10 protein-coding genes (1 of these 10 cut by a window edge) are annotated in these 19,819 nt (G+C 63.6%); 4 read left to right on the top strand and 6 right to left on the bottom strand.

What is annotated here, in order from left to right:
• Nucleotides 1-88: 88 nt before the first annotated feature.
• Complete coding sequence (locus tag KCG87_RS24550; RefSeq protein ID WP_171061923.1) at nucleotides 89-250, top strand: hypothetical protein; 162 nt, start codon at nucleotides 89-91, stop codon at nucleotides 248-250.
• 39 nt (nucleotides 251-289) lie between these two features.
• Here the strand turns inward: KCG87_RS24550 and KCG87_RS24545 are convergent, their stop codons facing one another.
• Both KCG87_RS24545 and KCG87_RS24540 read right to left on the bottom strand, forming a co-directional pair.
• On the bottom strand, nucleotides 290-487 hold the full coding sequence (locus tag KCG87_RS24545; RefSeq protein WP_098968294.1) for a helix-turn-helix transcriptional regulator: 198 nt from the start codon (nucleotides 485-487) through the stop codon (nucleotides 290-292).
• The gene (locus KCG87_RS24540; protein ID WP_003224193.1) at nucleotides 484-858 is read right to left on the bottom strand and encodes a hypothetical protein; all 375 of its coding nucleotides are present in this window, start codon (nucleotides 856-858) and stop codon (nucleotides 484-486) included. The genes KCG87_RS24545 and KCG87_RS24540 overlap by 4 nt, the downstream gene beginning before the upstream one ends.
• A 183-nt stretch (nucleotides 859-1,041) precedes the next feature.
• Between KCG87_RS24540 and KCG87_RS24535 the strand changes: the two genes are divergently transcribed.
• Nucleotides 1,042-1,536: a hypothetical protein gene (locus KCG87_RS24535; protein ID WP_098968295.1), complete on the top strand. Its 495-nt coding sequence runs from the start codon at nucleotides 1,042-1,044 to the stop codon at nucleotides 1,534-1,536.
• 69 nt (nucleotides 1,537-1,605) lie between these two features.
• Here KCG87_RS24535 and KCG87_RS24530 read toward each other — a convergent pair whose 3' ends face one another.
• The 4 genes from KCG87_RS24530 to KCG87_RS24515 all read right to left on the bottom strand — a co-directional run bounded on the left by KCG87_RS24530 (nucleotide 1,606) and on the right by KCG87_RS24515 (nucleotide 5,132).
• Nucleotides 1,606-2,085: a copper chaperone PCu(A)C gene (locus KCG87_RS24530; RefSeq protein WP_027613130.1), complete on the bottom strand. Its 480-nt coding sequence runs from the start codon at nucleotides 2,083-2,085 to the stop codon at nucleotides 1,606-1,608.
• Nucleotides 2,085-2,690, bottom strand: a complete 606-nt coding sequence (locus KCG87_RS24525) for an SCO family protein (protein WP_047599796.1) — start codon at nucleotides 2,688-2,690, stop codon at nucleotides 2,085-2,087. Before KCG87_RS24525 ends, KCG87_RS24530 begins: the two co-directional genes overlap by 1 nt.
• A gap of 156 nt (nucleotides 2,691-2,846) precedes the next feature.
• On the bottom strand, nucleotides 2,847-4,253 hold the full coding sequence (gene adeC, locus KCG87_RS24520; protein WP_282597954.1) for an AdeC/AdeK/OprM family multidrug efflux complex outer membrane factor: 1,407 nt from the start codon (nucleotides 4,251-4,253) through the stop codon (nucleotides 2,847-2,849).
• An 84-nt stretch (nucleotides 4,254-4,337) separates the two neighbouring features.
• Nucleotides 4,338-5,132, bottom strand: a complete 795-nt coding sequence (locus tag KCG87_RS24515) for a helix-turn-helix transcriptional regulator (protein ID WP_098968297.1) — start codon at nucleotides 5,130-5,132, stop codon at nucleotides 4,338-4,340.
• Nucleotides 5,133-5,620: 488 nt separating this feature from the next.
• Here KCG87_RS24515 and KCG87_RS24510 point away from each other — a divergent pair, with 488 nt between their 5' ends.
• Together KCG87_RS24510 and KCG87_RS24505 are read left to right on the top strand one after the other, a co-directional pair.
• Nucleotides 5,621-12,034 carry a non-ribosomal peptide synthetase gene (locus tag KCG87_RS24510; RefSeq protein WP_210559034.1) on the top strand — a complete coding sequence of 2,138 codons (6,414 nt, stop codon included), beginning with the start codon at nucleotides 5,621-5,623 and terminating at the stop codon, nucleotides 12,032-12,034.
• 181 nt (nucleotides 12,035-12,215) lie between these two features.
• Nucleotides 12,216-19,819, top strand: partial view of a non-ribosomal peptide synthetase gene (locus KCG87_RS24505; protein ID WP_210559033.1) — the 5' portion only. Its footprint extends 5,410 nt past the window's final position; only the first 7,604 of its 13,014 coding nucleotides appear in the window; its start codon is at nucleotides 12,216-12,218; its stop codon lies off the right edge, out of view.

Raw genomic sequence — 19,819 nt, 5'->3', positions numbered from 1 at the left:
CGCGATGATACCAAGGGTGGGCTGTCTGATCGCCCTTTTAAACACGCGGCTGATCTGCTCTCGCAAGCGCGGTAAAGGGCCTGAAGCCATGACCGGCGTTCGTGTCAGCTCGATAGCGGCGAATGGGCGCGCTGCTATCGACGGCAGATTTATTGTTTCAGGCTGTTTAAGGAAGTCGCCCGCACTGTATGAAAGCCACACCACGACGGCAGCTGGAATCGAAGAAGTGCATGGCGATGCCGGCAGCTGACAACTCTGAGGCATCGCCCACCGTCAGCCAATTCGGCGATCAGTCCAAACCGTCGTCGAAGATGCTTTCAATCGGTAACTCGAACGCCCGGGCAATCTGAAACGCCAGTGGCAGGCTAGGGTCATAACGCTCGTTTTCGATGGCGTTGATCGTCTGGCGCGACACCTTGAGGCGTTCAGCCAGATCGACCTGCGACCAGTTGCGCTCGGCGCGGAGTGCCTTGAGGCGATTTTTCATTGGTAGCGACGTCGCGCGATTTGCAGGCCGAGAATCCACATGGCGCCCATCACAGGCCACACGCAAGTCCACGGTATGTGTGGGGCGCCGACGTTTTCCAGAAAACCGTAACTGAAGGTCAGCAGCGCTGAGGCGGCGAAGGCAAATCCCAGCGCTTCGAACTGTATACGCAGATGCATTTCGTCCATGCGCCGCATGTTGCGCACGATGCTCCAGCACATCAATCCTGCCGGGATAATCGGTGTCAGCGCGACGGCTGAACGCAGAATCATGTTGGCATCCGTCAGGTATTGCGTAGCGATCACTGAGGCCGTCAACACCAGCATATAGAGGATCAACGCCGCGCCCATTTCAAGGTAGTACCGGTTCATTCTTCAACTTCCTGTGTAAAAGACCCTTTACATACTTGCTAAAATTTTTCCTTATGTAAAGCAAGCTTTCCATAAACCTCGACCGGGTTGTTTCTGGACAGCCTGATGGCCACTCAGTAGCATTCGAGCCCAACGGATTTTCCCTTCGCACGTCGTCCGACGTGGAGTTCTCAAGGAATCGACATGCGCGACACCCCCAATGGCGAACAACGAACGGTCGTGACCTTGGTCAACGGCGAGATTCATCACGAAACCCAGATCAGTTTCAGCTCGGTGTCGGTCGTCAATGGCGAAGTGCGGGTGCATACCGCTGAAGGCAATCAGATAAATGTCCAGGTACCGGGGGCGGATTTCTCATTGCGCTTTGATCTGGATGGAGTGCAGCAGATTCCAGTGGCGCAGCAGGCACCGGTTGAAACGGTGCCCGTCGACAACAACCTGAAGCTGTTCACCTGGAAAACCGTACTGATCACCCTTGGGCTGTGGACAGTGGTCAACCTGATTACTGGTTGGCTGGGATTCTTCGCGGCGGCCGGTTATCTCGGTTATCGCTGGAGTCAGGTGTTGAAGCGCAAGCAGCAGTTGGCGGCGGCGCCCGTGGAGAAAACTGCGGCGGCATCGCGCTCGGGGATGTCGAGAGAAAGCGTGCGCAATGCACTGGCCCGCAAGCGCGGCTGACATGCGCGATAAAAAAGGGGCGACCTGATCATCAATCAGGCCGCCCCTTTTTATTACCGCCAAGTCAGATCAATGCATCTTGCTGTGATCGTGGCCTTCCATGTGCGTCAGCGCACGCACTTCGGCTTTGACTTCGACGGTTTCTTTCTCGCCCTTGGCGTTTTCCACGGTCAGGGTCAGCGGTACGCTTTCGCCTTCCTTGAGCTGGCCGGTCAGGCCCATCAGCATCACGTGGTAGCCGTTCGGGTCGAAGGTGACGGCTTTGCCGGCTGGCAGGTCGACCGATTTGACCGGGCCCATGCTCATCACGTCGTTCTTCATCGACATTTCGTGGATCTGCACATCCTTGGCCACTGGCGAGGCCACGCTCAGCAGTTTGCTGTCGCTGTCCGCGGTGACGGTCATGAACGCGCCGCTGGCCGATTGGGTCGGCACGGTCGCACGCACCCAGGCATCATCGACCTTGGTCTGAGCCGAGGCTTGAAACGCCAGGCCCAGCAGGGACAGGGCGAAAACGGCGCGTTTGATGTTGTTTAAAACGGGGTGCATCAGCAGACCTCCATAACGGTGAGCAAATCTTCCGTGCACTCTTGTGCCGAAAGCGATACAGACAGACCCATGCGCAACTGGCCGCGCGAGTCGTAGACGTAACTGGTGGACGTGTGGGAGATGGTGTAGGTGTCGCCGGCCGGCACCTTCTCGAAGAACACGTCGAATTCCTTGGCGGTGGCCTGGGTTTCTTCCAGCGTGCCGTACAGTGCGACGAAGCTCGGGTCGAAGGCTTTGACGTAGGCGTCGAGGATCTGCGGCGTGTCGCGTTCCGGGTCGAGGGTGATGAAGATCACCTGCAGACGGTCGCCGTCCTTGCCCATCAGCTTCTTGATTTGCGCGGCGCGGGCGAGGGTGGTCGGGCACACCGCCGGGCATTGGGTGAAGCCGAAGAAGATCATCGGCATCATCCCGCGAAAGCTCGACAGCGTCATGGTTTCGCCGTCGGTGTTCTTCAGCTTGAAGGTGCGTCCGAGGATCTTGTCACTCAGGTCCTTGCCGTACTTGTACGACAGTTGGCCACGGGTGTCGCAGCCGGCGAGCAGGCCCAGGCCCAGCACGCCCATTCCCGCAAGCACCTTGCGGCGAGTCAACAAAGCCGTCATCTAATACCGCCTTTTGCAGCCCGTCAGTCGGCAGGACTGGCGGGGGGTTAACCGTAAAAGCGGCGCATGATACCAAACTGACGGCAGACGCCGGCCACGGATCGCCGCGCGGCGTCGGATCGGGCGACAAAAGGTGTAAGAAAAAGTGACGAGGGGCTACTGAACCCGGGCCTCATTGGCCTGCCAGCCGCCGCCCAGCGCGGTGTACAGGTTGACCTCGGCAACCAGCTGCGCAAGACGATCAGTGATCAGCCCCTGCTGTGAACTGAACAGCGAACGCTGTGCATCAAGAAACGTCAGGCTGCTGTCGACGCCATTCTGGTAACGGTGTTGCGCCAGGTTGTAGTAGTCCTGAGTGGCCTGCACCAGATCGCGCTGTGCCTGCAATTGCTGCTGATAAGTGCTGCGCGCTGCCAGGCCGTCGGCAACTTCCTGAAACGCGGTTTGAATCGATTTCTCGTATTCGGCGACCGCGACGTCTTTCTGCAATTTCGAATAATCCAGACTCGCGCGCAGGCTGCCGGCGTTGAAAATCGGCAAGTTGATTTGCGGCTGGAACGTCCATGCCCCGGAGCCGGCGCTGAACAGGCCGGACAGATCGCGGCTGGAGGTGCCGGCGCTGGCGGTCAGGCTGACACTGGGGAAAAACGCCGCGCGCGCTGCACCGATGTTGGCGTTGGCCGCTTTCAGTTTGTACTCGGCCTGGAGAATGTCCGGGCGCCGTTGCAGGAGGTCCGACGGCAACCCGGCCGGCAATTGCTGAACCAGATCGTTGGCCAGTGGTTGCGCCGGCAGTTGCTCGGGGACTGGCGCGCCAACCAGCAGTGTCAGGCTGTTGAGATCCTGCGCCACCTGACGTTTGTATCGCGCCAGATTGGCTCGCGAACTGTCGACGCTGGTTTGCGCCTGCGCCTGTTCCAGCGCCGAAGACTTGCCGGCCTCACGGTTGCGCGTGGTCAGGCGCAGACTTTGCTGATCGGCGGCCAGGGTCTGGCGCGTCAGTTCGAGCAACTCTTGATCGGCGCGCCAGGTCAGGTAGGCATTGGCGACGTTGGCCACCAGACTCAGCTCGGCACTGCGCCGCGCCTGTTCGGTCGCCAGCCAGGTTTGCAGCGCCTGCTCGCTGAGGCTGCGCACTCGGCCGAAAAAATCCAGTTCATAGGCACTGACGCCCAGATTCACCGCATAGGTCGAATTGATCATGGCTTTGCTGCGGGTCACGCTGGGCGGCATGCGCTGGCGCGACTCGCTGGCATTGGCCGATACCGCCGGCAGCAGATCGGCGCGCTGGATCCGATACTGCGCCTGGAACGCCTCGACGTTCAGCGCCGCGACCCGCAGGTCGCGATTGTTCACCAGCGCGCTTTCAATCAACTGTTGCAGCGCCGGGTCGTTGAACAGCGTGCGCCAGTCTTCAGTGCGCGCTGCGGCGGGTTTCGGTGCCGGGTAAACCGCGCCTTGCGGATACTGCGCCGCGCTCGGTGAGGCAGGGCGCTGGTACTCGGGAATCAACGAACAACCGGCCAGCAGGGCGGCGAGGGACAGCAGGGAAATGCGCAGCATCGAACGCTCTCATGCAGAAAAAACACGTGCCGGGCACTGCGTCCCCACACCATCATCAAACACCGTTGAACCACGGCCGCGCGGTTATGCCCCAGCCATCCAGCGCGCCAGACCGTGCCGTCCGCTGACCCCCAGTTTGGCGGTCGCCCGTTTGAGGTAGGTCTCGACCGAACTGCTCTTGACCCGCAGCTTCTCGGCCAGTTGCGGCACGGTACCGCCGGTCAGCAGACCCAGGCAGACTTCCTTTTCCCGCGCCGACAGCACGATGCCACCCAGCGCCAGGCGTTCGTCGAACACCTGCTGCAACGGCGCCTGCTCCAGATCGGCCAAGGGCAGGCGCGGCTGTTTGGCGACAATCTGCCGACTGAGCTGCGCGTGCCGTTCGATCAGCGGCAACAGCGTGTCGGACAGGCTTTTAAGAAACGACAGCTCCGGCAAGGAAAACACTCGTTGCGTATGCGGTCGGTAGAACGAGATGACACAGCGGCGATTAGAGGTGCGGGACACCAGATTGCACTGGTGCACGCTGTGCTGCGGATGTTGCGGCTGGAGCGACGCTTTGAGTTGAATCAGCAGGGAATCATTCATCTCGATCATCTTCTGCAACAACGGATGATCGTCCGGACTTTTCAACGGGTCCGGTGGCGGGAAGGTCTGCGGCAGTCCGGCGCTGCCCAGCGCCTTGATCTCGACCACGCTGGCCTGACGTTCGTCCAGCGTCCACTCACTGAGATCGACGCGATTGACCGGCACCAGGGTGTCGACCAACTGGAACAGGTTGCTGGCGAAATGATCGTCGCCGGTGCTGGCAATCAGTTCCCCTAGTTGCCAGTAGAAATGCGGGTTTTCCATGTTGCGAATGCTGCCGGTCAGATTCATATCCTTGTCATCCCTGGTTCCGAGTCATCACCGAGTCGTCCGCTATTTATGCAAAAGCCGCCCACGCAATCGTCTCTCCTTGAAACTGATCTGGGGCGGGATTTAAGCCTATGGATTTGTCCTACGTCTGTAGGGGAAAACAGGGACACAAAGTGCCATCATTTCTGAAAGTTGGCGCCGGGCTTCTGACGCCGTTTGCTACAGGTGTTGCGCATCACGTGACTGTTTGGTCACGGCAAGACCTTGAAAACCGGGGCAGTGGCGTTTTTTTGAGGTCACAACGCAGGTCGATGGCAGCGCTGGTGTGTGGCATTTTTCCTACAGAATTTTCAGTGTTTCCTCTCCGAACTTTTAGTGGGTTCCCACCCAATCAGGGGTTACAAGCGCTGACAGGCCAGCCCCCGGGGCGGGGTTGTCCGGGTTTTACGTGTCATGTCGGCATCAGGGCCGATGCTTGAATAGGCGCAAAATCACATGAGAAGGATCTTATGCCGCCTATTTCTGCCCCTGCGGTGGCCACGCCGTCCGCATCGCTCCAGACGTATCCGCTGACCGCTGCGCAGCTGGATATCTGGCTGGATCAGCTGAGTCGCGGGGATTCGCCGCTGTACAACATCGGCGGCTACCTGGACCTCAGCGGGCCGCTGGATCCGGCGCGGATGCAGGCTGCGCTGGAAGCACTGGTAGCCCGGCATGACGCGTTGCGCACGATTCTGCTGCCGGGCGCTGGCGCCGATGGCCTGCCTTTGCAGCAGTTCGCCCGGTCAGTAGCGGTGCCGATGCCGATCGACGATGTGTCGGCGCACAGCGACCCGGAATCGGCGGCGCGGGCATTGGTGCAAGCACGCATCGATCAACCCTTTGTGCTGGACGGCGGCTGCCTGTTGCGCTTTCTGTTGATCCGCCTCGATGACCAGCGACACTGGCTGTCCGTGCAGGCGCATCACTTGATCGTCGATGGCTGGGGCTTCGGCGAAATGTTCAAGTCGCTGGACGAGATCTACAACGCGCTGGCACACGGTCAACCGACACCGGTCGCGGCGCCGTCGTACATCGACTTCATCGAGGACAATGCGCGCTATCACGCGTCGCCGCGTTATGCGCAGGATCGCGCCTATTGGCTGGACAAGTACCGACAATTACCCGAGCCGCTGTTGCTGCCACGGCATCAGCAGAGTCTGGCCGGCCAGACCGCGCAGACGCAGGTCTACGCGCAGCCCTTGCCGGCGTTGCTGCACGAGCGCATGCAGCAGGTGGCCCGAGCGTTCGGCGCGTCGGCGTTCCATGTGTTGCTGGCGGCGCTGCATGTCTACTTCAGCCGCACCGCACAACGTGACGAATGGGTGGTTGGATTGCCGATTCTCAACCGCTCCGGCGCGCGCTTCAAATCCACGCTTGGGCTGTTCGCCCAGGTCAGTGCGGTGCGCATGGGCTTCGGTCGCCACTGCACGTTCGCGGAACTGGTCAGAGCGATCCGTGAGGAACTGCGCAAGGATTTCCGCCATCAGCGCTTCCCCGTGAGTGAGATGAACCGCGCCCTCGGCCTGCTGCGGGAGGAGCGCTCGCAGCTGTTCGAGGTCACGGTGTCCTACGAGCAGGGCACTCACGATTATCGCTACGGCGAGGCGTCGGGACGGATCATCAAGGCCTCGAACGTCGAGGAGGCCACACCGCTGGCGGTACACTTGCTGAGCAATCTGGCCAATGACGATGCGCGGCTGTACCTGATCTATAGCGAGGCGTATTTCAACGCCGATGAAGTCCAGGCACTGGCTGAACGCTGGCTGCTGATTCTGGAGCAGGGGCTGGAAGCGGTGAATCTGGCGGTGGCGGATTTCGATCTGAGCACGCCGGAAGAAACCGCGCTGCAGCAACAGTGGAATGCCACGCGGGTGGACTACCCGGCTCCGACCACAATTCAGCAGCGTATCGAAGCGCAGGCGACGCTTCGGCCGCAGGCGCTGGCGGCGGTTGAGCAAGGGCAAGGCCTGACCTATGCCGAGCTCAATCAACGCGCCAACGCGCTGGCTCACCATCTGCTCGATCTCGGTGTGCGCCCGGATGACCGGGTGGCGATCATTGCCCCGCGCGGCCTCGACACACTGGTCGGACTGTTGGCGATCCTCAAGGCTGGCGCCGCGTATGTACCGCTGGATCCGGCGCATCCAGCCGAGCGCCTGAGCTACCTGCTGGAGGACAGCGCGCCCATCGCGGTGCTGACCCAGCGCGCGCTGCGCGGGCATTTGCCGGCGTTGTCGGTGCCGGTGATCGAACTGGATCAGCCGAGCTGGCCCGCCGAACATGTCGGCGCGCCGAAGGTGCCGGGGCTGACCCCGGCCAACCTCGCTTATGTGATTTACACCTCCGGCTCGACCGGCCTGCCCAAGGGGGTGATGGTCGAGCACCGCACCCTGTGCAATCTGGTCGATTGGCACGCTGATGTCTTCGACCTGCATGCCGGCAGCCATACCTCGAGCCTGGCCGGTTTCGGTTTCGATGCGATGGCCTGGGAAGTCTGGCCGGCGCTGTGCGTGGGCGCGACCCTGCACCTGGCGCCGGCCAGCGAGGGCAGCGAAGACATCGATGCGCTGCTCGACTGGTGGCGTGCGCAGCCGCTGGACGTGAGCTTCTTGCCGACGCCGATCGCCGAATACGCGTTCAGCCGCCAGCTCGATCACCCGACGTTGCGCACGCTGCTGATCGGTGGCGATCGCCTGCGTCAGTTCCCGCGTCAGCCATCGTTCGAAGTGATCAACAACTACGGCCCGACCGAAGCCACCGTGGTGGCGACCTCGGGACGTATCGACGCCGGGCAGGCGCTGCACATCGGCAAACCGGTGAGCAACGCCACGGTGTATCTGCTCGACGAGCAGCAGCAACCGGTGCCGCTGGGCGTGACGGGCGAGTTGTACGTCGGCGGGGCCGGGGTGGCGCGCGGTTACCTGAACCGCGCAGAGCTGAGCGCCGAGCGCTTCCTGCGTGATCCGTTCAGTGCTGAACCGGGCGCGCGCCTGTACCGCACCGGCGACCTCGCGCGGTGGCGCGCCGACGGCAATCTGGAGTATCTGGGGCGCAACGATGATCAGGTGAAAATCCGTGGCATCCGGATCGAGCCGGGGGAGATCGAGAGCGCACTCGCCAGCCATTCGGCGGTGCGCGAAGCGGTGGTGCTGGTGCGCGACGGGCAATTGCTGGCGTGGTTCACCGAGCAGGCGCCGCTGGACATCAATGAGCTGCACGCGCAGCTGAAAACTCGCCTGAGCAGTGCCATGCTGCCGAGCGCCTATGTGCGTCTGTCGGCGCTGCCGCTGACCGCCAACGGCAAGGTCGATCGCAAGGCACTGCCGGCGCCCGGGCCGGACGATCTGATCCGCCGCGAATACGAGGCGCCGCAGGGTGAGGTCGAAATCGCCCTGGCGCAGATCTGGGCCGAAGTCCTGCAAGTCGAGCGGGTCGGGCGTCACGACCATTTCTTCGAACTCGGCGGGCATTCGTTGCTGGCAGTGATTCTGATCGAGCGCATGCGTCAGCTCGATCTGAGCAGCGACGTGCGCGTGCTGTTCAGTCAGCCGACCCTGGCGGCGCTGGCGGCTTCGGTCGGCAGCGGTCGGGAAATCGAAGTGCCGGCCAACCGCATCGCCGCCGATTGCACCCATATCACTCCGGCAATGCTGCCGCTGGTGCAACTGCAGCAGGCGGACATCGAACGGATCGTCGCCACGGTGCCGGGCGGCGCGGCTAACGTGCAGGATATTTATCCGTTGGCACCGCTGCAGGAAGGCATTCTCTATCACTACATCACTGCTGAGCAGGGCGATCCGTACCTGCTGCAATCGCAACTGGCGTTCGACAGTCTTGACCGCGTCGAGGCTTTCGCGGTGGCACTGCGCGAAGTCATGGCGCGCCACGACATTCTGCGCACCGCGGTGCTCTGGGAAGGCCTGAGCACCCCGGTGCAGGTGGTATGGCGCGCGGCAATTCTGCCGTTGCAGGAGGTCGAACTGGACCCGGCCGACGGCCCGGTCATCGAGCAGTTGCACGAGCGTTTCAACGCCCGGCGTTATCGCCTCGACGTTAGCCAGGCGCCGCTGATGCGCCTGGTGTATGCCCGTGATCCGGCGCTGGATCGGGTGGTGGGAATTCTGCTGTTCCATCACTTGGCCATGGATCACATCGCTCTTGAAGTGATGCGCAGCGAAATGCGGGCCAGTCTGTCGGGGCAGGTCGTGGCGCTGGCGCCGCCCGTGCCGTATCGCAATTACGTGGCGCAGACGCGGCTGGGCGTCAGCGAGCAGGAACACGAGGCGTTTTTCCGCGCGCAACTGGCGGACATCGACGAGCCGACCCTGCCATTCGGTCTGCAGGAAGTGCAGGGCGACGGGCGCGGCATCGACGAAGCGCAGCAGGTGCTGCCGGCTGACGTCTATCAGCGTTTGCGCACCCAAGCACGACAGGCCGGGGTCAGCGTGGCGAGCCTGATTCATCTGGCCTGGGCGCGGGTGCTGGCAGCGACGTCCGGCCAGCAACGTGTGGTGTTCGGCACCGTGCTGATGGGGCGCATGCAGGGGGGCGAGGGTGCTGACCGGGCCTTGGGCGTGTTCATCAACAGCTTGCCGTTGCGCATCGATGTCGATGCCGGAGTGCTGGACGCGGTGCGCGCCACCCATGCGCGGCTGACCGCGCTGCTCGGGCATGAGCACGCTTCGCTGGCACTGGCCCAGCGCTGCAGCGGCGTCGCCTCGCCGTCACCGTTGTTCAGCGCTCTGCTCAATTATCGGCACAGTGACGAGTCCGAACTGCTGGAGCCGTCCAGCCATGCCTGGAAAGGCATCGAAACCCTGGCCAACGAGGAGCGCACCAATTACCCGCTGACCATGAGCGTGGATGATTTTGGCAACGGCTTGCGCCTGACCGGCAGGGCTGTGGCGCAGATTGGCGCGCAACGGATTTGCGGTTACATGCAAGCGGCGTTGAGCGGCCTGGTACAGGCCTTGGAGCAGACTCCGCAACAACTGTTGAACCGCTTGCCGATCCTGCAAGCCGAGGAGTTGCAACGTTTGCTGATCACGTTCAACGCCACCGAGGTCGATTGTCCGCTGGACCAGCCACTGCACGCGTTGTTCGAAGCACAGGTGCGGCGTAAGCCGGACGCCATCGCGCTGCAATCCGCGCAGGGAACCCTGACTTACCTTGAGCTCAATCAGCGCGCCAATCGTCTGGCCCATCACCTGCGTGAACTCGGCGTGCAACCGGACTCGCGCGTAGCAATCTGCGTCGAGCGCGGACTGGATCTGATCGTTGGTTTGCTCGGCATCCTCAAGGCCGGTGGTGCTTATGTGCCGCTGGACCCGGACTATCCGCTGGAGCGTCTGAACTACATGTTGCAGGACAGCGCGCCGGTCGCACTGCTGGTGCATGGCGCCACGCGGCAATTGCTGGGCGAACCGGGTGTGACGCTGATCAATCTGGAGCACGGCAGTTGGGAGCAGCAGCCGTCAGACAATCTTCAGGTGCCGGGCCTGAGTGCTTCGAACCTCGCTTACATGATCTACACCTCGGGCTCCACCGGGTTGCCCAAAGGCGTGATGATCGAGCATCGCAGCGCCTGCAACATGGTGCATTGGGGTTCGCAGCTCAGTCCGCCGACCGAGCACGGTGCGCTGCTGCAAAAAGCGCCGTTCAGCTTCGACAGTTCGGTGTGGGAGATCTTCTGGCCGCTGTGTTCCGGGATGCGTCTGGTACTGGCGCGACCGGACGGCAACCGCGATTCGGCCTATGTGGTGCAGACCATTCGCGAGCATCAGGTGACGGTGGTCAAGTTCGTCCCGGCGCTGTTGCAGCAGTTCATCGAACAGGACGGTGTCGAGCAGTGCACCAGCCTGACCGATGTGCTCAACGGTGGCGGCGAACTCAGCGCAGCGCTGGCGCGCCAAGTGCGCGATCGCCTGCCGTGGGTGCGCTTGCACAACGTTTACGGGCCGACTGAAACCACGGTGGACAGCACGGGCTGGACGCTTGAACCGCATATGCCGGTGCCGGACAACGTGGTGCCAATCGGTACAGCCTTGAGCAACACGCGGCTGTACGTGCTTGATGCGTATGGTCAACCGGTGCCGCAAGGCGTCAGTGGTGAGTTGCATATCGGCGGCGTCGGTGTGGCGCGTGGTTATCACGGACTGCCAGAGATGCAGGCTGAGCGCTTCATCGACAGCCCGTTTGTTGCGGGTGATCGCCTGTACCGTACGGGGGATCTGGCGCGCTACAACAATCATGGGGAACTGGAATTCCTCGGCCGCAACGACTTCCAGATCAAGCTGCGGGGCTTGCGTCTGGAGCCGGGAGAAATCGAGGCGCGGTTGATCGAACATCCGGCGATTCGCCAAGCGGTGGTGATGGTGCGTGATGAGCGTCTGGTGGCCTGGTACAGCTTGCGCGCCGGCATCGACGCGCCATCGTTGGAAACCTTGCGCGGCCATGTGCTGGAGCGTTTGCCGGAGTACATGGTGCCCGGTGCGTTTGTGCTGCTCGACGCTTTGCCACTGACGCCAAACGACAAGATCGATCGTAAAGCCTTGCCGGAGCCGGGAGCCGACGCAGTCATCAATCGCCCATACGTGGCACCCGAGGGTGAAGTCGAAACCGCGCTGGCGCAGATCTGGAGCGAGGTGCTTGGCGTCGAACAGGTCGGTCGTCACGACAACTTCTTCGAACTCGGTGGGCATTCGTTGCTGGCGGTGAGTCTGGTGGCGCGCATGCGTCAGAGCGGCCTGCACACCGACGCCCGGGCGCTGTTCAGCCAGCCGACGCTGGCGGCACTGGCGCTCAGCACCACACCCGAGGCGCAGCAAGTGTTCATCCCGCAAACCACCATCCCGAGCCTCACCCGCAAGCGCCGGCTCTAGCCCGGAATTGATTGTGTAAACCAAACCCTGTGGGGGATTGCGGCGGCCGAGCCGGCGGCTTGTCCCCGCTTCCCATGTCAGCCCCGCAAGCCCCGATGTTTTAGTTTTTCCAGGCTGCGCACAGCAGGCACGGACTCGCGGCTGCGCGCTCCTTTTTCTCGTATTTACAGCAGGTTATCCCATGCATTTCAGCGAACTGATGGCTGTTCTTTCCACCCATGCGATCCGCCTTCAACAGGAAGATGAAGACCTGGTCATTCTGGGCAGCGACGACGCGCTGGACGATGCGTTGTGGGACAGCCTCAGCGAACACAAGGCGCAGTTGCTGGAGCTGGTCGCGCAAAACGGTGGCGACTGGCTGAGCCCGGCGTTTCGCATCACCCCGGACATGCTGCCGCTGGTGACTCTGGATCAGCCGACCATCGATCGCCTGGTCGCCAAAGTACCCGGCGGCGCCGCCAACCTGCAGGACATTTACCCGCTGGCGCCGCTGCAGGAAGGCATGCTTTATCTGCACCTGTCGGCGCCCGCCGGTGACCCCTACGTGTCGCAAGCGCGATTCGCCTTCGACAGCCGCGAACGTCTGGAGGCTTTCGCCGAGGCGCTGCAATGGATGATCGAACGCCACGACATTCTGCGCACTTCGTTTGTCTGGGAGCGCCTGGATGAACCGCTGCAAGTGGTGCAGCGGCAGGCTCGTCTGTATTGCGAAGAAATCGCCCTCGACCCGGGTGCGGATGCACTGACGCAATTGCTGGAACGTCACGACCCACGGTTCTTCCGCCTCGACATCCAGCAGGCGCCGCTGCTGCGTCTGGTCTACGCCATGGACCCGGACAACGGTCGCGTGGTCGCGCTGTTGCTGTTCCATCACCTGATCATGGACCACGTCGCCCTCGATGTGGTGCGCCGCGAAACCCGCGCGCATCTGCTCGGCCAGACTGCGCAGGTCGGGCCGGCGGTGCCGTACCGCGATCACCTGGCCAAGGCCCGCCTGCGTCTGGACGAGCAGGTGCACGAAGCGTTTTTCCGCGAGATGCTCGCCGACATCGACGAGCCGACCTTGCCCTGTGGTTTGCAGGATGTGCAGGGCGACGGCCAAGCCATTGAAGAAGCCTTGCTGATGCTCGACACCGACTTCAGCCGGCAATTGCGCGGGCAGGCGCGTCAGCTCGGCGTCAGCGTCGCCAGCCTGATGCACCTGGCGCTGGCGCGGGTGCTCGGTCAGTTGTCCGGGCGTACGGCGGTGGTGTTCGGCACCGTGCTGCTGGGGCGGATGGCGGCGGGAGAGGGTGGCGAACAGGCGCTGGGGATGTTCATCAACACCTTGCCGCTGCGGGTGGATGTCGGGCAGGACGGCGTGCGTGCCGGGGTGCTGGCGACCCATCGACGCCTGACCGCGTTGCTCGGCCATGAGCAGACCTCGCTGGCTCTGGCCCAGCGTTGCAGCGCGGTGGCGGTGCCGACGCCGTTGTTCAGCGCGATCCTCAACTATCGCCACAGCAGCAGTGAAGAGATCGCCGAGGTCAGCGAACTGGCCCCCGGCGTGCAAGTGCTGGGCGCCCGCGAGCGCACGAACTACCCGCTGACGATCAACATCGACGACCTCGGCGAAGACTTGCGCATCACCGCGCTGGCGGATGCGGCGCTGGGTGCCGAACGCATCGCCGCTTATCTGCACACCGCGTTGCACAGCCTGCTGCAGGCCTTGCAATCGACCCCGGATGCACCGCTGCAACGCCTGAATATCCTGCCGGCGACCGAGCGCGAATACCTGCTGCACGGGGTCAACTCGCCGTTGCCGCAGTTCCCGGAAACCCCGCTGATTCACCAGCAGTTCGAAGCCCACGCGGCGGCACGCCCGGAGGCCACAGCGCTGCTGTTCGAAGAGCAGACGCTGAGCTACGGCGAACTCAATCGTCGCGCCAATCAGCTTGCGCATCACCTGCTGGCGCGGGGGATTCGTCCGGATCAGCGCGTGGCGATCTGCGTCGAGCGCGGCCCGCAAATGCTCATCGGCCTGCTCGGTATCCTCAAGGCGGGCGCCGGTTACGTGCCGATCGACCCGGCGTATCCACTGGAGCGCATCGCTTACACCCTGGAGGACAGCGCCCCGGTGGCGGTGCTGACCCAGGCCGATACGCTGGACCGGGTTGGCCCGCTTGGCGTGCCGATCATCGATCTGGACAGCGTGCAGTTGCAGGCTGAACTCAGCAGCAATCCGCAGATTCCCGAGCTGACCCCAAATCACCTCGCCTACGTGATCTACACCTCCGGTTCCACCGGGCTGCCCAAGGGCGTGATGGTCGAACACCGCAACGTGGTGCGCCTGTTTTCGGCGACCCACGACTGGTTCAACTTCAACCCGCAGGACGTGTGGGCGCTGTTCCATTCCTTCGCTTTCGACTTCTCGGTGTGGGAAATCTGGGGTGCACTGGCGTTCGGCGGACAATTGTTGCTGGTGCCGCAGGCCGTCAGCCGCTCGCCGGACGACTGCTACGCATTGCTGTGCCGTAGCGGCGTGACCGTACTCAATCAGACCCCGAGCGCCTTCCGCCAGTTGATCGCGGCGCAGGGCCGCAGCCCGTTGCAGCACTCGTTGCGCGAAGTGATTTTCGGCGGCGAAGCCCTGGAGCCGGGCCTGCTCAAACCGTGGTACGCGCGGGTCGGCAATGCCGGTACGCGGCTGGTGAACATGTACGGCATCACCGAAACCACGGTGCACGTGACCTATCGGCCACTGCAGGCAGCGGACGCGCTGCTGGTCGGGCGCAGCCCAATTGGCGTCGGCATCCCCGACCTGCAACTGTACGTACTCGACGCGCAGCGCGAACCGGTGCCGGTCGGCGTGATCGGCGAGTTGTACGTCGGCGGCGCCGGGGTTGCCCGCGGCTATCTCAACCGCGAGACGCTGACTGCCGAGCGCTTTATTGCCGACCCGTTCAGCGGCCGTGCCGAGGCGCGTCTGTACAAGACCGGTGACCTCGCGCGCCGGACGGCGGATGGCAGCCTTGAGTACCTGGGGCGTAACGACGATCAAGTGAAGATCCGTGGTTTCCGCATCGAACTCGGTGAAATCGAAGCTCGCCTGGCAGCCTGCACCGGTGTGCGCGAAGCGGTGGTGATCGCCCGCGAAGACAGCCCCGGCGATCAGCGTCTGGTTGCCTACTGGCTGGCCGCCGAAGGCACTGAGCCAAGCGCTGCGCAATTGCGCGACGAGTTGCTGCTGTCGCTGGCCGACTACATGGTGCCGAGCGCGTTTGTGCGCCTCGATGCGTTGCCGCTGACCAGCAACGGCAAGCTCGATCGCAAAGCCTTGCCACAACCGGACAGCGAGGCGTTCGCCCGTCGCGGTTTCGAAGCCCCAGTGGGGGAAGTCGAAACCCTGATCGCCGGGATCTGGCAGAGCCTGCTCGGTGTCGAGCAGGTCGGGCGGCACGACAATTTCTTCGAACTTGGCGGCCATTCGCTGTTGGCGGTGAAACTGATCGAGCGCATGCGCCAGCACGACTTGCAGTGCGACGTGCGCGTGCTGTTCGGCCAGCCGAGCGTTGCGGCGCTGGCGGCGACCTTGAGTCACAGTCACGCCCTGCGGGTGCCAGAAAATCTGATTGCTGCCGATTGCACGCGCATCACCCCGGACATGTTGCCGCTGGCCACGCTGGATCAGGCGGCCATCGACCGCGTGGTCGCCAGCGTGCCCGGCGGCGTCGGCAATGTGCAGGATATTTACGGCCTGGCGCCGTTGCAGGCGGGGATTCTCTACCACCATCTGGCGACCAGCGCCGGTGATCCCTACGTGCTGCAGGCGCAATTCGCCTTCGCCGGTCTGGCGCAGATCAAGGCCTTCGTCCGTGCGTTGAATGCGGTGATCGAGCGCCACGACATTCTGCGCACCAGCGTGGTCTGGGAAAGCCTTGAAGAGCCGGTGCAAGTGGTCTGGCGCGAGGCGCCGCTGGCGCTGGAACGGGTCGATGCCGACTTGCTGGAGGGCGATGTGCTGGAGCAGATGCAGGCGCGGTTCGATCCACGGCACTACCGCCTCGACCTGCGCCGGGCGCCGCTGATGCGTCTGGCCTACACCGAAGACCGTGAACAACAGCGCTGGGTCGGCATCCTGTTGCTGCACCATATCGTCCTCGACCACACCGCACTGGAAGTGTTGCTGGCGGAAATGAACGACAGCCTGTACCCGAGCGGCGCCGATTTGCCGATGCCGGTGCAGTACCGCAACTACGTGGCGCAGGCGCAGCAACAGGCCAATGCCGAGGCGCATGAAGCGTTCTTCCGCGACATGCTCGGCGACATCGACGAGCCGACCGTGGCCTTCGGTGTGCAGGATGTGCATGGCGATGGCAGCACGATCATTGACAGTGAGCAGGCGCTGGACGCCGGCGTGGCCGAGCGGTTGCGCGAGCAGGCGCGCCGCCTCGGCATCAGCGCGGCCAGTCTGGTGCACCAGGCCTGGGGCCAGGTGCTGGCGCAGGTTTCGGGGCGCGAAGAGGTGGTGTTCGGCACCGTGCTGCTCGGGCGCATGCAGGGCGGCGAGGGCGCCGATCGCGCACTCGGCATGTTCATCAACACCTTGCCGTTGCGGGTCAGTGTTGGCGCTACCTCGGTAGAGCAAGGCGTGCGCGCTACTCATGAGCGTCTGGCGCAATTGCTGGCGCATGAGCAGGCCTCGCTGTCGCTGGCCCAGCGTTGCAGCGGTGTTGCCGCGTCGCTGCCGCTGTTCAGCAGCTTGCTCAACTATCGCCACAGCGCGGCGGAACCGACAGGCGTGGCCTGGGACGGGATCGAGATTCTCAGCTCGCGCGAGCGCAGCAACTATCCGCTGGTGGTCAGCGTCGACGACCTCGGCACCGGTTTCCGCCTGAGCGTGCAGGCGGTGCCGCAAGTGGATGGCGCGCGGGTCTGCGATTACCTGCAAACCGCGCTGCACAACTTGCTGACCGCTCTGGAGCACTCGCCAGCAACGTCGCTGCGGCAGATATCGGTGCTGTCGCCGAGCGAACGCCAGCGGGTCCTGGTCGGCTTTAACATCACCGGTCGCGACTACCCGCCGGCGCAAACCGTGCAGCGTTTGGTCGAGGCCCAGGCCGCCGCGCACCCCGAGGCTTTGGCGGCGGTGCAAGGTGCGCAGCAGTTGCGCTATGGCGAACTCAATCAGCGGGCCAATCGCCTGGCACATCACCTGATTGGCCTTGGCGTGCAGCCCGATGACCGGGTCGCCCTGTGCGCCCGGCGCAGCCCGGACATGCTGGTCGCGCTGCTGGCGATCCTCAAGGCCGGCGCCGGTTATGTGCCGGTTGATCCGGCGTATCCACCGGAACGCATCGCCTACCTGTTGCAGGACTGCGCCCCGGTGGCGGTCGTGGCGCAGGCATCGACTCGCGATCTGCTCGGTGGCGTGCCGGTCATCGATCTGGACCGCGACCTCTGGCAGCACCTGTCGGATGCCAATCCGCAGGTGCCGGCATTAACCCCGAAGCATCTGGCGTACGTGATCTACACCTCCGGCTCCACCGGCCAACCGAAAGGGGTGATGGTCGAACATGCCACCCTGGAAAACCTCGTGCACTGGCACGCTGAAGCCTTCGACTTGCAGGCCGGCAGCCAGACCGCGAGCGTCGCCGGCTTCGGTTTCGATGCGATGGCCTGGGAAGTCTGGCCAGCGCTGTGTGTCGGCGCCACTTTGCACCTGCCGCCGCCGTCGATCCGCAACGAGCACCTCGACGAGTTGCTCGACTGGTGGTGCGCGCAGCCGTTGCAGGTCAGCTTCTTGCCGACGCCGGTGGCCGAATACGCGTTCAGCCGGCAATTGCAGCACCCGACCTTGCGTACGTTGCTGATCGGTGGCGACCGACTGCGTCAGTTCAGTCGCCAGCAAACCTTCGCAGTGATCAACAACTATGGCCCGACCGAAGCCACGGTGGTCGCCACCTCGGGGCCGGTCGAACTGGATCAGCCGCTGCATATCGGCCGGCCGATTGCCAACGCCAAAATCTATGTGCTGGACGCCGAGCAGCGTCCGGTGCCGGTGGGCGTGGCGGGCGAGTTGTATGTCGGCGGGGCAGGCGTGGCGCGGGGTTATCTGAATCGCCCGGAGCTGAGCGCTGCGCAATTCCTCTTCGATCCGTTCAGCGACGAGCCGCAGGCGCGCATGTACCGCACCGGCGATCAGGCGCGTTGGCTGGCCGACGGCAACATCGAGTACCTGGGGCGCAACGATGATCAGGTCAAACTGCGTGGCGTGCGTATCGAGCTCGGTGAAATCGAAGCCGCGCTCGGCAGTCACGTTGCGCTGCAGGAAGCGGTGGTGCTGGTTCGCGATGGGCGGCTGATTGCGTGGTTCACCGAGCGCACGGCGGTCGATATTCAGCAGTTGCACACGCATTTACAGGCACGCTTGCCGGATGCGCTGCTGCCGGCGGCTTACGTGCGGCTGGACGCATTGCCGCTGACCGCCAACGGCAAGATCGACCGCAAGGCCTTGCCGGAACCGGAGCACGGCGCGTGGCTCAGCCGCGAATATGAAGCGCCACAAGGTGCCGTGGAAAACGCGCTGGCGCAGATCTGGATCGACGTGCTGAAAGTCGAGCGAGTCGGGCGTCACGATAACTTCTTCGAACTGGGCGGGCATTCGCTGTTGGCGGTGAGCCTGATCGAACGCATGCGCCAGATCGACCTCGCGGCTGACGTGCGCGTGCTGTTCAATCAGCCGACCCTGGCCGCATTGGCCGCCGCTGTGGGCAGCGGTCGCGAAATCGAGGTGCCGGCCAACCGCATTCCGCCGGGCTGCACCCGCATCACTCCGGACATGCTCAGCCTGACTGAACTCGATCAGGCCAGCATCGAGCGTATCGTCGCCACCGTGCCGGGCGGGGCCGCCAACGTGCAGGACATCTATCCGCTGGCACCGCTGCAGGAAGGCATTCTTTACCACCACTTGAGCGCCGAACAGGGCGATCCGTACCTGCTGCAATCGCGGCTGATCTTCGACAGCGTCGAGCGCTTGCGCACCTTCAGCCAAGCCTTGCAGCAGGTCATCGCGCGTCACGACATTCTGCGCACCAGCGTGGTCTGGGAAGGGCTGGCGAGTCCGCAGCAAGTGGTCTGGCGTCAGGCGCCGCTGGTGGTGCAAGCGGTGCCGCTGGATCCGGCGCAGGGCGACGTCCTCGAACAGTTGCACGCGCGGTTCGATGCCCGGCACAACCGCCTCGACCTGAGCCAGGCGCCGCTGATGCGCATCGTCTATGCCGAAGACCCGGCGCAGCAACGGGTGGTGGCGATCATCCTGTTCCAGCACTTGATTCTCGACCACACCGCCATGGAGGTGGTGGGCCAGGAAATGCGCGCGTTCATGTTCAATCAGGCCGACAGCCTCGGCACGCCGATGCCGTATCGCAACTACGTGGCGCAGGCGCGTCTGGGTGCCAGCGAGCAGGAACACGAAACGTTCTTCCGCGACATGCTCGGCGATATCGACGAACCGACCCTGCCGTTTGGTCTGCACGACGTGCAAGGCGATGGCGGCGACATCGAGGAGGCGCAGCAAGCCGTCGATGCCGGATTGACCCTGCGCCTGCGGGAGCAGGCGCGGCAGTTGGGTGTCAGCCCGGCGAGTCTGATGCACCTGGCGTGGGCGCAGGTGGTGGGGGTGCTTGCCAACCGTCGCGACGTGGTGTTCGGCACGGTGTTGTTGGGTCGTTTGCAGGGTGGTGAAGGCGCGGATCGCACCCTCGGCGTGTTCATCAACACCTTGCCGCTGCGGGTGGATGTCAG

Source organism: Pseudomonas sp. MWU347, from assembly GCF_017947305.1.
Classification (GTDB): domain Bacteria; phylum Pseudomonadota; class Gammaproteobacteria; order Pseudomonadales; family Pseudomonadaceae; genus Aquipseudomonas; species Aquipseudomonas putida_A.
The sequence above is the reverse complement of the archived record's forward strand: the minus strand, read 5'-3'. Positions and strand labels throughout refer to the sequence as shown.